Here is a 12,650-nt window from a genome sequence, read left to right as displayed (position 1 = left end):
GCCGAAAAGCTGCAAAAAAAAGCCCGCTTACGCGGGTTTTTTTTTGCGTTGATTTCCACTTGGTTCAGCGCGCGTCCTCCTCGTCCTTTACTTCAGTCCAACTGCTGTCGGGGTCGAAACGCGTAAACGCAGCCGCTAACTTGGCACTGTCTCGGCCGAGATCTTTTTGGAACAATTCGCCGTCGTGGCTGATCATGAAGCTCATCACGCCAGTGTCTCCGTAGTCCGTCGGCCAGGCGATCACGGCAAAACCGCGGGTCATGCGATCGCCGATCTTGTAGTTATAGGCGCCGCCCGGCGCCGAAGGGCCTTGGGCCGTGAGGATGCGATAGTGATAGCCGTGCCAGTCGTCACCCTTTGCGGCATCACCGAACAGCGGCCCGAGCGGACTTTCTTCGACGCCCTCCTCCTCCGGCCAGTACAAGCCGTCGAACTGCCCGTCACTACTGATGAATTTCTGCGCGTATTCGAGGACCCCATCGCCATTGCGATCAACCTCGGCGTAATCCATCTGCGCATCGTGATAGGCACGCGCTGCTTGAATGGTCGCCAGTTCGTTGCGCCCGATGCGGCGCAGGCGGATTTCCTTGGCGCCGGCTTTGGTGTCGAAGGCCCAGCCGCCAGCGCTGTGTCTGATGGGAATCGGGAATACCCAGGGCGTGTTGCCGACGACCAGGTGCGCACGCTCCGGGCTGTCGGCCTGAACCTGATGTTTTTCCTTGTAGAGGGCGAGAAAGGCGTCGACATCTTTACGGTCGACGTTCTTGGTCGGGATGTAACTTTTCCAGTCGTTGCCAAGCAAGTTCGCCAATTTTTGGTCATCGGCCTTTTCGCTACCAAGCGCCTGCACCAGCGCTTCGCCGGCAGCCTGCGCGTTGGGGAAATGCTTTTGAGCGTAACTGCTGGACGTCCAGAGCAGGAGCAGAACCAGCGCAATTCGACTTGCAGCATTCATGACTGACTCTCCTCTCAACGGCGACGGCCGCCGCCGCTGGATTGCATCCGCACGGGTCGTTGTACCTGATGGCCCGCAGACGCTGCGGGTCGGCTGGCGCTCCGTTGGCTGACCTGGCCACGATTGCTCGCGATGCGTGTCTGCGATGGGTTGCGCACACCGGCCAACGCATTGTTGCGGGGTGCCTGGGCGATAGCATGTTGCTGGCGGACTTGCTGGCGTACCTGTTGGTTGCGCACTGGCTGCTGTTGCTGGCGTTTCTGCACGGTCGCTTGCGCACGCTGGCGGGCCTGACCGTCATTCTTCAGTTGGCGGTCGGCCACCTGGGCGCGTTCGCGTGCGCTGCCGGACTGGTTGATGCCACGTTGTTCCAGGCTTTGTTGGGCTCGCTCGCGGTCGGCACTCTGCACACGTTGGCGGGCTTCAAGGTTACTGGTTGCCGGTGCTTCGATGCCACGCTGTGCGAGGCTTTCACGGGCTCGCGCGCGGTCTTCGACGCGGGCCGGCGTGTCACCGCGGTAGGCGGTGCGCTGTGCGCTGCCGGGTAGGCGCCGGTCGAACTGGGCTCGGCTGGCTTGGTCGCGGTACGGAACGCCGTCGCGATACGCAGGGTTATGGCGCCAGTTGTTCTGGTTGGCATCGAGCCTGCGGTTGACGTTGTTGATATTGTTGTAGCGATTGACGTCGATATCGACGTCATGGTCATCCCAGTCACAATCCCCCCACAGCGAATTGACGATTGCTACGCCAGCCCCGAAAGCCAGGCCGGTGGCCAATGCCGTACCGATGGCATATCCCGGTGACGGCGGGTAATACGCCGGTGGGGAGGATGGATAGGGCCAACTGCCGTACACCACTGAGGGGTTGTAGCTTGGGACGTATACAACCTGCGGGTTGGTCGGCTGGATAACGATGGTTTGTGCCGGCGCGGCACCTTGCACCACCGTGGTCGTGCCGCCTGCGGGGGCGCTTGACGGTTGCACGATAACGGTCTGTTGCTCGTTGGACTCCAGGTGGCCAGAGGCCTTGGCTTTAGCTCGCAGGCGCTGTACCGAGTTCATGACCGCGTCGGGCTGGGCGAGGAAGGCATCGCCGACTCGCTGTACCCAGACCGGGTCCTGGCCAAGGGTGGCCAGCACCTGTGGAAAAGCCACCAACGATTGCACGCTCGGGTCCCAGGGTTGGTCGGCGACCTGTTTGACTGCGGCATCACCACTGACGTTCGGATGCGCCTTGGACCAGGCAACCGCGTCGGCGACATTGCCTGGATAGGTGGTGGCCATCAGCACCTGAGCCAGCAAAGCGTCCGGATACAGCGCCAACGGCGCCAGCATTTGATCAAGCTGTTCGGTGCTGAACACTGCCTCGCTTGGCGTCGTCGGAGCGGCTGGTGCGGCTGGTGCGGCTGGTGCGGCTGGTGCAACAGGTGCGGTCGCTGCGGGCGCCGTGGCCGTTGCCTTGGGTTGCGCATCCTCATCGGAACAGCCGAAGAGCGCGAGCATGGCGATGGTGAGCAGGATCGCCCGGTGAAGGCAGGCAGACATGACGATGCTCCTGTGGGAGAAAAGACAGAGCGGAACGTCAGGCGCCCTTACACCCAACGGTTTACCGACTCGGCGATCGACGTACGCAAAGCCCTCCGCTGCGGCTGAGCAGTATCAGCGTAGAAGAAAAAATGCCCTGCCGGATGATCACGATCAAATGAAACCGTGTGTTTATCTTCGGTTCATGCCCTGCGGGATCAAAGCCCAAGTTCACGTAAGCGGCGGTAGAGGGTCCGCTCACTTAAGCCCAGATGCCGGGCCAACTCGCTGCGCGAGCCGTCAAAGCTCTCCAGGGCCTGGGCAAGCTGCCCAAGGTTTTCTTTGCTGCGCCGCCGCACTGACGCTTGCGGATTGTCCATCCCGCTGCGCAGGTCTGCCGGCAAGTGCTCGGCACGGATTACGCCGTCATCAGCAAACAACCGCGCCCGCTCGAGGATGTTACGCAGCTCGCGGATGTTTCCGGGAAAACTGTGCAGGCCCAACAGCTTTAGTACTTCGCCATCGACCTGAGGTGCCGTCTTGCCAGCCATTCGTTGCAGCAGGCTGTCGATCAGCAATGGCAGATCATCAACCCGCTCACGCAGCGCGGGTAAGCGAATGGGGAAGCCGCTGATGCGGTAATAGAGGTCTTCACGAAAGCTTCCGGCCGCCACCATTTCCTTCAACGGCTTGTGGGTGGCCGAGACCAGTCGGAAGTCCGAGTGGACGGTACGCAAGCTACCGACTGGCCGAAAGCTGCCGGACTCGATCAGGCGCAACAGTTTCACCTGCATGGCCAGCGGTACTTCGCCGATCTCATCAAGAAACAAGGTGCCGCCATGGGCCGCTTCGGCAAGGCCGATCTTGCGTTGTAGTGCACCGGTGAAAGCGCCCTTCTCGTAACCGAACAGCTCGCTTTCGAACAACGACTCGGTCAGGCCGGTGCAATCGACCACGACTAGCGGGCCGCTGGCGCGCGGGCTGCCAAGGTGTAACGCGCGGGCGAAGAGTTCTTTGCCGGTACCCGACTCACCCTGCAGCAGCACCGGAATCTGAGCAGGCGCTGCTCGCTGCAAACTGGATAACGAGTCTGTGAACGCTACTGAGCGCCCTACCAGGCCTTGTTGCTGTGGCTGGGCTGACGCCACGGCGATGCTGGTCAGACGCTCGACGAAGGCCACCACTTCACCGTGCTGATCCAGGATCGGGCGCAACTCAACGTCAACGTGCTCAGGCCCGCGTGGTGTGTGATGAACATGCAACACGCGTTCAGGCGCGCGGCTGTCCCAGGCCTTGCGCATCGGGCACAGCTCACCGGCCTGATCGCATGGCACCGCATAATGATGGGAAACCCGATGACATTTACCGCCGATCGGCGGCTGGCCTTCCACCGCGAACTGTCGTCGATAGGCAGCATTGGCGGCGAGGATGTTGTAGTCGGTATCCAGCACGATGGCCGGTTGAGCGTCGTGTTCGAGATACGACACCAGCGCCTGTACGGCAGGATCGGGAATAATTGGTGAAGAATAAGACATAAGGCACCAGGAGAAGCAGGCGAGCAGCTTAACTGAAGGCGAGAGGCACTGCCAAAAACTGCCAGAGACTGCCAATGCCTGACAGCCGGAACGGCAGTCCGCGTCAGGGCGAATCCCTGACAGCCAATGAAATCGGTGCTGGAGCGCAAAAAACGGTCAGTGCAACGATGGCACGCATCTTGATGACAGCCTGACCCATGCGCGCAAGGCTCAATGCCCTGGCACACGGAATTATCTGGAGAGCGGTAATGATCATCGGCGGCAACTTGTATGTGGAAGCGTTGTTCGACAGCGTAACTTCGACCATCAGCTATCTACTGATGGATCGTGGCAGCGGTGATTGCGCGTTGATCGACAGCGTACTGGACTACGACCCCAAGTCCGGTCGAACCGACAGTGCCTCGGCAGACAAGCTGATTGCCCGGGTTAACGAACTAGGCGGCAAGGTTCAATGGATTCTGGAAACCCATGTGCACGCTGACCATCTGTCTGCTGCGGCGTATCTCAAGCAGGCCCTGGGTGGCCAGATTGCCATCGGTAGCCAGATCACCCAGGTGCAGAAAGTCTTCGGCACGCTGTTCAATGCCGACAGTGGCTTCGCCCGCGACGGCAGCCAGTTCGATGTGCTGTTCGACGATGAACAGCTATTCACCATTGGCAACCTGCAGGCGCGTGCCCTGCACACCCCTGGGCATACGCCGGCGTGCATGACCTATGTGGTGGAAGTCGATGGCCAGAGCATCGCCTTTGTCGGCGACACCCTGTTCATGCCTGACTACGGCACGGCCCGTTGTGATTTTCCCGGTGCCAGCGCCCGCACCTTGTACCGTTCGATCCAGCGTATTCTCGCCCTCCCCGCTGATACCCGATTGTTCATGTGCCACGACTACCTGCCGGGTGGCCGCGAGCTGCGCTACATGACCACGGTGGCCGAACAGCGCGCCAGCAATATCCATGTTCGCGAAGGCATCAGCGAAGACAGTTTTGTGGCCATGCGCGAGGCCCGCGACGCCACCCTCGACATGCCGGTGCTGATTCTGCCTTCGGTGCAGATCAACATGCGCAGCGGCCAGCTACCCGAACCTGAAGACAACGGTGTGCGCTATCTGAAGATCCCGCTCAACGTGCTCTGAGCTGTACCCAGAATTATTATTAAAGGAACACCTTGCCATGCCTGCTCACACCACATCGTCGAAAGGCGATCATCACAAGGTCCTGATTGTCGGCGCGGGGGCTGCCGGTATCGCCGTGGCTTCAAGCTTGATGTGCCGCGACCCGTCGCTGGATATCGCCCTCATTGACCCGGCCGACACCCATTACTATCAGCCCGGCTGGACAATGGTCGGTGCCGGAATCTTCAATGCCCCCAGTACCGCGCGAAGCATGGCGTCGACCATCCCTTCCGGGGTTCGCTGGATCAAGGCCAGCGTCGAAAGCTTCGACCCTCAGGCGCAAGCGCTGACCCTGGATGATGGACGCTTGCTGAGCTACGAGCAGTTGGTGGTGTGTCCTGGTCTGAAGCTTGACTGGAAGGCCATCGATGGCCTGAGCGAAACCCTCGGCCGTAATGGTGTGACTTCCAACTATCGCTATGACCTGGCGCCCTACACCTGGCAGCTGGTGCAGAACCTGCGCGAAGGCCGTGCGCTGTTCAGCCAGCCGCCAATGCCGATCAAATGCGCAGGCGCACCACAGAAAGCCTTGTACCTGTCGTGCGATCACTGGTTGCGCACGGGGCGTCTGGGTAACATCCAGGCGCAGTTCTTCAATGCTGGCGCGGTGCTGTTCGGGGTGGCGGATTATGTTCCTGCGCTGATGGAGTACATCGACAAGTACGCGGTGGACCTGCAGTACTCCCATCGTCTGGTCGCAGTCGATGGCCCGGCCAGGCAGGCCACTTTTGTTCGAACCTTGCCCGATGGCAGTAGCGAAACCCGGGTTCAGCCGTTCGACATGCTGCATGTGGTGCCGCCACAAGTGCCTGCCGATTTCATCCGCAATAGTCCCTTGGCCGATGCTGCTGGCTGGATAGATGTCGATCCGGCGACCTTGCGTCATCGTCACTTCGCCAACATCCACGCCCTGGGTGACGGGATCAATACGACCAATGCCAAGACCGCTGCAGCCGCGCGCAAGCAGGCGCCGGTGGTGGCCAATAACGTGCTGGTCGCCTTGGGGCGGCTGCCGAAGCTGGCGCACTACGATGGTTACGGCTCCTGTCCGCTGACCGTCGAGCGCGGCAAGATCGTACTGGCCGAGTTCACCTATGGCGGCAAGCTGGCGCCGAGCTTCCCGCGCTGGCTGCTCGATGGGCGCCGCCCGACCCGCCTGGCCTGGCTGCTCAAGGCGCAGATCTTGCCGCCGCTGTACTGGCGCTGCATGCTCAAGGGCCGCGAGTGGCTGGCCAAACCGCAGACAGTCGTTGCTGAGGTTCAGCAGTGATCGAACAGCCATTTCTCGCTGCAGGACTAGGAGCGATCATTGGTGCGGTGCTGGCGCTGACCGGGGCTGGCGGCGGCATTCTGGCCGTGCCCTTGCTGGTCTTCGGTCTTGGTCTGTCGATGGTCGAGGCGGCGCCGGTCGGACTGCTGGCCGTCGGCATGGCCGCGGCGGTCGGTGCCGTCCTGGGGTTGCGCCAGGGGGTGGTGCGCTACCGGGCTGCGGCTTTTGTAGCGCTGATCGGTATCGTTGCTGCCCCGTTCGGACTGATGCTGGCGCACCAACTGCCCAACGCACCGCTGGCCCTGGCCTTTGCGGCAGTGCTGGTGTATGCCTGTGTGCGCATGCTGCTCAAGGCGCGCCGCGAGCTGCGCGGTGAGCCGCCACTGGGCAAGCGCCTGGTCATGCCCTGTGTGCTCAACCCGCTGCAAGGCCGCCTGCGCTGGACCCTGCCCTGTGCCCGAGCGTTGGCGTTTACCGGTACGTTGTCCGGGCTGCTCTCGGGATTGCTCGGTGTCGGCGGCGGCTTTGTGATCATCCCGGCACTGAGTCGTTACACCAACCTGGACATGAAAAGCATCGTCGCCACCTCGCTGGCAGTGATTGCCCTGGTGTCCACCGGCAGCGTGATCAGCGCCAGCGTCGGTGGGGTGATGCACTGGAGCGTGGGAGCACCGTTTGCCGGCGGTGCCGTGTTGGGGCTGCTGGTGGCCCGGCAGTTTGCCGGTCGCCTGGCCGGTCCACGGCTGCAGCAACTGTTCGCCACTGTCGGGATCTGTGCGGCAGTACTGTTGGCGGTGAAAACCCTGGGCGCTTGAGCCCTACTCTGCCAGCAAGGCGTCCTGCTCTTGCGCGCACAGCGCCAGGAGGAAATCCCAGACCACCCGCAAGCGTACTGACTTGTGCAGTTCGCGGCGGGTGCAGATCCAGTAGCTGCGCTGGATGGTTTCGCCGGGCAGTACCCGGACCAGCGCCGGGTCATGCCGGGCCATGTAGTTGGGTAGTACGGCAATCCCCAAGCCGGCACGCGCAGCCTGCTGCTGGGCGATTACGCTTGTGCTGCGAAACACTACATTCGGGGCGCGGCAGAAGCTGTTGAGGAACAGCAGTTCCTGGCTGAACAACAGGTCGTCGACATAGCCGATCCAGCTGTGCCTGGCCAGGTCTTCGCGGTGATGCAGCGCTGGTGCCTGCGCCAGGTACTCGGGGCTGGCGTACAACGCCAGGCGGTAATCGGTGAGTTTGCGGGTGATCAACAGGTCGGCATTCGGTCGTTCCAGGTGGATGCTGATTTCCGCCTCGCGGTTGAGGATGCTGACGAAGCGCGGCACCGCAACCAGTTCCACCTCCAGCCCCGGATAGCGTTCGAACAGGCTGCCCATGCGCGGGGTGAAGAACATGATGCCGATGCCTTCGGTGACGCCCAGGCGAATCTTGCCTAGCGGGGTGATGGCCTGAGTGATTTCTTCCTGGGCCAGCAGGGCGACGTTTTCCATGGCTTCGGCGTGCTTGAGCAGGGCCTGGCCGGAAGGTGTCAGTTCGTAGCCTTGAGCGTGCTGGACGAACAAAGCGGTGCCCAGACTCTGCTCGATATTGTCGATATGCCGGGCCACGGTGCTGTGGGTGGTATTGAGGCGCTTGGCAGCTGTCAGCAGGCGGCCGCTACGCTGCAACTCGAGAAAAAACCGCAGATCATTCCAGTCGAACATGCTTTTCCTTGTGAATCAGGTGTTCACGGACGTTGTGTTAAAACGCACAGCACTTGAGTGAAATCTAACGTTTTCATCTCGAAATTAATCAATAACATGGACCAGGACAAGAATAATAATCAGGCGCGAGGTTGCCCATGCCATCAGCCGATCCTGTCTACGATTACGTGGTCGTCGGTGCCGGTCCTGCCGGATGCCTGCTGGCCAATCGTTTGTCTGCCGACCCAAGCTGTCGGGTATTGCTGCTCGAAGCGGGCGGTAAAGACAACTATCCGTGGATTCATATTCCGGTGGGTTACCTGTATTGCATCGGTAACCCACGTACCGACTGGTGCTTCAAGACCGAAGCCCAGCCTGGCCTCAACGGGCGTGCCCTGGGTTATCCACGGGGCAAGGTGCTCGGCGGCTGTTCCTCGATCAACGGCATGATCTATATGCGTGGCCAGGCCGGTGACTACGACCGCTGGGCTGAGCAAGGCAACGCCGGCTGGGCCTGGAAAGACGTGTTGCCGCTGTTCAAGGCCAGCGAAAACCATTTCGCTGGTGCCAGTGATACACACGGCGATGAAGGCGAGTGGCGGGTCGAACAGCAACGTTATTCGTGGCCGATCCTCGATGCTTTCCGTGCAGCGGCCGCCCAGAGCGGAATTGAAAGCGTCGCCGATTTCAACGGTGGTGATAATCAGGGCTGTGGATACTTTCAGGTCAACCAGCGTTCCGGGGTTCGCTGGAACTCGGCCAAGGCCTTTCTTCGCCCGGCTCGTAACCGCCCTAACCTTACCGTACTGACTAATGTGCTGGTCGACCAGGTGATCCTCGACGCCGGTCGTGCCTCGGCGGTAAGAGCGCGCTGGCAAGGCGAATGGCAAAACTTCAGCGCCCGCCGCGAGATCATCCTCTGTGCAGGTTCGGTGGGCTCTCCCGGTATTCTGCAACGCTCCGGTATCGGCCCGCGTGGATTGCTGGAAAGCCTGGGGATAACTGTCCGGCACGAATTGCCGGGAGTTGGCGGCAACCTGCAGGACCACCTGCAACTGCGGCTGATCTATCAGGTCAGCGGTGCACGTACCCTCAATCAGGTCGCCAACAGTGCCTTGGGCAAGCTGGGCATGGGCCTGCGCTATCTGTATGACCGCAGTGGTCCGCTGGCCATGGCGCCGAGCCAGCTGGGGGCGTTTGTCCGCTCCGGGCCGGAACAGGCCACGGCCAACCTGCAATACCATGTGCAGCCGCTATCGCTGGAGCGCTTCGGCGAGCCGCTGCACCGCTTTCCGGCGTTTACCGCATCGGTGTGCAATTTGCGCCCGGCGAGCCGTGGGCGCATCGATATCCGCTCGGCCAACCCGGACGATTCACCGCTGATCGATCCCAACTACCTGAGCGACCCGGAAGATTTGCGCGTTGCCGCCCAGGCCATTCGCATCACCCGCAAGATCGTCCAGGCCCCTGCCCTGGCGGCGTTCAGCCCACGCGAATACCTGCCCGGGCCAGACCTGCAAAGCGAAGAACAGCTGCACGAAGCGGCAGGCCAGATCGGTACCACCATTTTCCATCCGGTCGGTACCTGCCGGATGGGCAACGGCCCGCTGGACGTGGTCGATGACCAGCTGCGCGTGCACGGCGTGCCGGGGCTGCGTATCGCTGATGCCTCGATCATGCCGCAGATAGTCTCCGGCAATACCTGCTCACCCACCTTGATGATTGCCGAAAAGGCGGCGCAACTGATTACCCGGGGAATGTTATCCACAGCTCGGATCGATGAAGAAAACGCAATACCGACGCCCTGACCAGGGTGCGTAGCAACAACGACACCGGACGCGGTCTGCCGGCGTCGACAGTGGAACAACAAGAATAATCACTGGGGCCTTGAGGCCGAGGACAGCAACGATGTCGGATTACATTCAGGAGCAGGGCGCGGCGACGGTCAGCAACAGTCGCCGTGAAGAGCGCAAGATCATTTTCGCGTCATCCCTCGGGACAGTGTTCGAGTGGTATGACTTTTTTCTCTATGGGGCACTGGCGGCGGTCATCAGCAAGCAGTTCTTTGCCGGGGTGAACGACACCACTGCCTTTATCTTCGCCTTGATGGCGTTTGCCGCGGGCTTCCTGGTACGGCCGTTCGGAGCACTGGTGTTCGGTCGTCTGGGGGATATGATCGGCCGCAAGTACACCTTCCTGGTGACCATCGTGCTGATGGGCCTGTCGACCTTTGCGGTCGGCCTGCTACCGACTTACGCCAGTATCGGCATCGCCGCACCGATCATTCTGGTGATCTTGCGTATGCTTCAGGGCCTGGCGCTGGGCGGTGAGTACGGCGGCGCGGCAACCTATGTGGCTGAGCATGCGCCACCGGGCAAGCGCGGCTTCCATACCGGCTTCATCCAGTCGACGGCGACACTGGGTTTGCTGCTGTCGCTGCTGGTGGTGCTCGGCAGCCGCTACATCAGTGGTGACCAGTTCGAAGTCTGGGGCTGGCGCTTGCCGTTCCTGCTGTCGATCGTGCTGCTGGCGATCTCCACCTGGATTCGCATGAGCATGCACGAATCGCCAGCCTTCGTGAAAATGAAGGCCCAGGGCAAAACCAGTAAAGCGCCGATTCGTGAGTCCTTCGGTTCCTGGGCCAACCTCAAGATCGTCCTCACTGCCCTGTTCAGCATCAACGCAGGACAAGCGGTGACCTTCTACACCGCGCAGTTCTATGTGCTGTTCTTCCTCACCCAGATGCTCAAGATGGACCCGGCCCAGGCCAATACCCTGCTGATTATCAGTGTGGTGATCGGCGCGCCGTTCTTCGTGTTCTTCGGCTGGCTGTCGGACCGCATCGGACGCAAGCCGATCCTGATGCTCGGCCTGTTGCTGGCTACCCTGCTCTACTTCCCGCTGTTCAAAGCCCTGAGCCATTACGCCAACCCGCAGATCGATGCTGCCAGCCGCCAGTCACCGATTGTGGTCATGGCCGATCCACAAAGCTGCACCTTCCAGTTCGACCCGGTCGGCAAGGCGCGCTTCGACAGTCCATGCGACAAGGCCAAGACCTTCCTGGTCAAGCAGGGCCTGCCCTACAGCTCTGAATCCGCCGCTGCCGGTAGCGAAGTGGTGGTGACCGTCGGTGACCAGCGTATCGACGGCTTCGATGAAGTGGCGCTGCGGGCTGCGATCGAAAAGGCCGGTTACCCGGCCAAGGCGGATCCTGCCAGCGTCAACGAAACCATGGTGGTGGTGCTGATCGTCGCCATGATCCTGATCGCGACCATGACCTACGGCCCGCTGGCGGCGGTGATGGTCGAGCTGTTCCCGACCCGGATCCGCTACACCTCGATGTCACTGCCCTATCACATCGGTAACGGCTGGTTCGGTGGATTCCTGCCGACGGTGTCGTTCGCCCTGGTGGTGTACACCGGCGACATCTTCTATGGGCTGTGGTACCCGGTGCTGATTACCGGTATCAGCCTGGTGGTCGGGCTGTTCTGCCTGAAAGAAACCCGTGATGTGGACATCGATAAGGTCTGATTTCCACAGGTACAAAAAAACCGGCGTAAGCGCCGGTTTTTTTATGCCGCGGAAAAACTTATGCACGATTTCAGGAAAACAGTCATACAGAGAAATAAGTAATTAAATTAATCACTTAGCGAATTTTTCAGCGAAAGATCCAAATACTGTACACAAGTTATCCACAGATCGTCAGGCAACGCCTTGCGCGGCGTTCGGGGCTTGAGCCGGCAACGAACCCATGTCGCGTTGAGTCTGTTCGTTCCAGGCCGCTGCCCGGTCGTTGAGCTCGGCAATCGCGCGAGGGCCAGTGCCTTCAGCGTACATCGGCGCACCGATCACCACTTCAATGGTGCCAGCCCGCTTGTTCCAACCCTGCTTGGGCCAGAACTTGCCCGCGTTGTGGGCAATCGGCAGGACCGGCAGACCAGCATTCACCGCCAGAGCGGTGCCACCGCGGGAGAATTTGCCGATCTGGCCGAACGGCACACGGGTGCCTTCCGGGAAGATCAGCACCCAGACGCCGTCCTTGAGCAGCTTGTCGCCTTCGCTGGCCACTTGCTTGAGCGCAGCCTTGGGGTTGTCGCGGTCAATCGCGATCGGCCGCAGCATGGCCATGGCCCAGCCGAAGAACGGCACGTACAGCAGTTCACGCTTGAGTACCTGGCTCAACGGCGAAAAATACGCCGAGAGGAAGAACGTCTCCCAGGTGCTCTGGTGATTGGAGAGGATCACACAGGGCTGCTTGGGGATGTTTTCCGCCCCGCTGACCTTGACCTTGATGTTCAGGAAGACCCGCACCAACACCAGCGCGAAACGGCACCAGTAGACATTGATGAAGCGATAACGGGCGCTGAATGGCAGAAACGGCGCAATAAAAAAGCTCAGGGTGCACCACAGCAAAGAGCTGGTACCCAGCAGCAGGTAAAAAAGAAAAATTCTGATCGCCTGCAGGATCGACATAGCGGCATGTACCGTTGCGGGCTTGCCCGCCTAGTAA

The 12,650-nt window shown here is 61.0% G+C and carries 10 protein-coding genes; 5 read left to right on the top strand and 5 right to left on the bottom strand.

Annotated features, from left to right (window positions below; genetic code table 11):
* Positions 1-64: 64 nt before the first annotated feature.
* The 3 genes from AC07OF_RS00535 to AC07OF_RS00525 form a co-directional block, all read right to left on the bottom strand.
* The gene (locus AC07OF_RS00535) at positions 65-955 is read right to left on the bottom strand and encodes a DUF2950 domain-containing protein (RefSeq protein ID WP_495072470.1); all 891 of its coding nucleotides are present in this window, start codon (positions 953-955) and stop codon (positions 65-67) included.
* Positions 956-969: 14 nt separating this feature from the next.
* Positions 970-2,499, bottom strand: a complete 1,530-nt coding sequence (locus AC07OF_RS00530) for a DUF3300 domain-containing protein (RefSeq protein ID WP_495072469.1) — start codon at positions 2,497-2,499, stop codon at positions 970-972.
* Positions 2,500-2,696: 197 nt separating this feature from the next.
* The gene (locus AC07OF_RS00525; RefSeq protein ID WP_476446314.1) at positions 2,697-4,013 is read right to left on the bottom strand and encodes a sigma-54 interaction domain-containing protein; all 1,317 of its coding nucleotides are present in this window, start codon (positions 4,011-4,013) and stop codon (positions 2,697-2,699) included.
* Positions 4,014-4,261: 248 nt separating this feature from the next.
* Between AC07OF_RS00525 and AC07OF_RS00520 the strand changes: the two genes are divergently transcribed.
* From AC07OF_RS00520 to AC07OF_RS00510, 3 genes are read left to right on the top strand one after another with little or no spacing between them, the layout of a single operon-like run.
* Positions 4,262-5,146, top strand: coding sequence for an MBL fold metallo-hydrolase (locus AC07OF_RS00520; protein ID WP_495072468.1), 885 nt, complete (start codon positions 4,262-4,264; stop codon positions 5,144-5,146).
* A 37-nt stretch (positions 5,147-5,183) separates the two neighbouring features.
* On the top strand, positions 5,184-6,455 hold the full coding sequence (locus tag AC07OF_RS00515; protein ID WP_157190621.1) for an NAD(P)/FAD-dependent oxidoreductase: 1,272 nt from the start codon (positions 5,184-5,186) through the stop codon (positions 6,453-6,455).
* Positions 6,452-7,270 (top strand): sulfite exporter TauE/SafE family protein, encoded by an 819-nt coding sequence (locus AC07OF_RS00510; RefSeq protein WP_495072467.1) that lies wholly within the window; start codon positions 6,452-6,454, stop codon positions 7,268-7,270. Before AC07OF_RS00515 ends, AC07OF_RS00510 begins: the two co-directional genes overlap by 4 nt.
* A gap of 3 nt (positions 7,271-7,273) precedes the next feature.
* On the opposite strand, the gene AC07OF_RS00505 is transcribed toward AC07OF_RS00510, so the two are convergent.
* Positions 7,274-8,161 carry a LysR family transcriptional regulator gene (locus tag AC07OF_RS00505; RefSeq protein ID WP_157190623.1) on the bottom strand — a complete coding sequence of 296 codons (888 nt, stop codon included), beginning with the start codon at positions 8,159-8,161 and terminating at the stop codon, positions 7,274-7,276.
* A gap of 137 nt (positions 8,162-8,298) precedes the next feature.
* Between AC07OF_RS00505 and AC07OF_RS00500 the strand changes: the two genes are divergently transcribed.
* Positions 8,299-9,948, top strand: coding sequence for a GMC family oxidoreductase (locus AC07OF_RS00500; RefSeq protein ID WP_495072466.1), 1,650 nt, complete (start codon positions 8,299-8,301; stop codon positions 9,946-9,948).
* 100 nt (positions 9,949-10,048) lie between these two features.
* A complete protein-coding gene (locus AC07OF_RS00495) occupies positions 10,049-11,671 on the top strand; it encodes an MFS transporter (RefSeq protein ID WP_157190625.1) in 1,623 nt (540 codons plus the stop codon).
* 171 nt (positions 11,672-11,842) lie between these two features.
* Here the strand turns inward: AC07OF_RS00495 and AC07OF_RS00490 are convergent, their stop codons facing one another.
* Positions 11,843-12,613, bottom strand: coding sequence for a lysophospholipid acyltransferase family protein (locus tag AC07OF_RS00490; RefSeq protein WP_157190626.1), 771 nt, complete (start codon positions 12,611-12,613; stop codon positions 11,843-11,845).
* Positions 12,614-12,650 lie beyond the last annotated feature (37 nt).

This window comes from Pseudomonas sp. GW821-FHT10B02, assembly GCF_059415665.1.
Note: the sequence above shows the minus strand (reverse complement) of the source record. Positions and strands in the feature narration are given on the sequence as shown.

Bases quoted from the DNA above. Each gene is read 5' to 3' on its own strand.
- AC07OF_RS00520 (WP_495072468.1), top strand. From the start codon at position 4,262: ATGATCATCGGCGGCAACTTGTATGTGGAAGCGTTGTTCGACAGCGTA.
- AC07OF_RS00525 (WP_476446314.1), bottom strand. From the start codon at position 4,013: ATGTCTTATTCTTCACCAATTATTCCCGATCCTGCCGTACAGGCGCTG.
- AC07OF_RS00495 (WP_157190625.1), top strand. From the start codon at position 10,049: ATGTCGGATTACATTCAGGAGCAGGGCGCGGCGACGGTCAGCAACAGT.
- AC07OF_RS00500 (WP_495072466.1), top strand. From the start codon at position 8,299: ATGCCATCAGCCGATCCTGTCTACGATTACGTGGTCGTCGGTGCCGGT.
- AC07OF_RS00505 (WP_157190623.1), bottom strand. From the start codon at position 8,161: ATGTTCGACTGGAATGATCTGCGGTTTTTTCTCGAGTTGCAGCGTAGC.
- AC07OF_RS00490 (WP_157190626.1), bottom strand. From the start codon at position 12,613: ATGTCGATCCTGCAGGCGATCAGAATTTTTCTTTTTTACCTGCTGCTG.
- AC07OF_RS00535 (WP_495072470.1), bottom strand. From the start codon at position 955: ATGAATGCTGCAAGTCGAATTGCGCTGGTTCTGCTCCTGCTCTGGACG.
- AC07OF_RS00530 (WP_495072469.1), bottom strand. From the start codon at position 2,499: ATGTCTGCCTGCCTTCACCGGGCGATCCTGCTCACCATCGCCATGCTC.
- AC07OF_RS00515 (WP_157190621.1), top strand. From the start codon at position 5,184: ATGCCTGCTCACACCACATCGTCGAAAGGCGATCATCACAAGGTCCTG.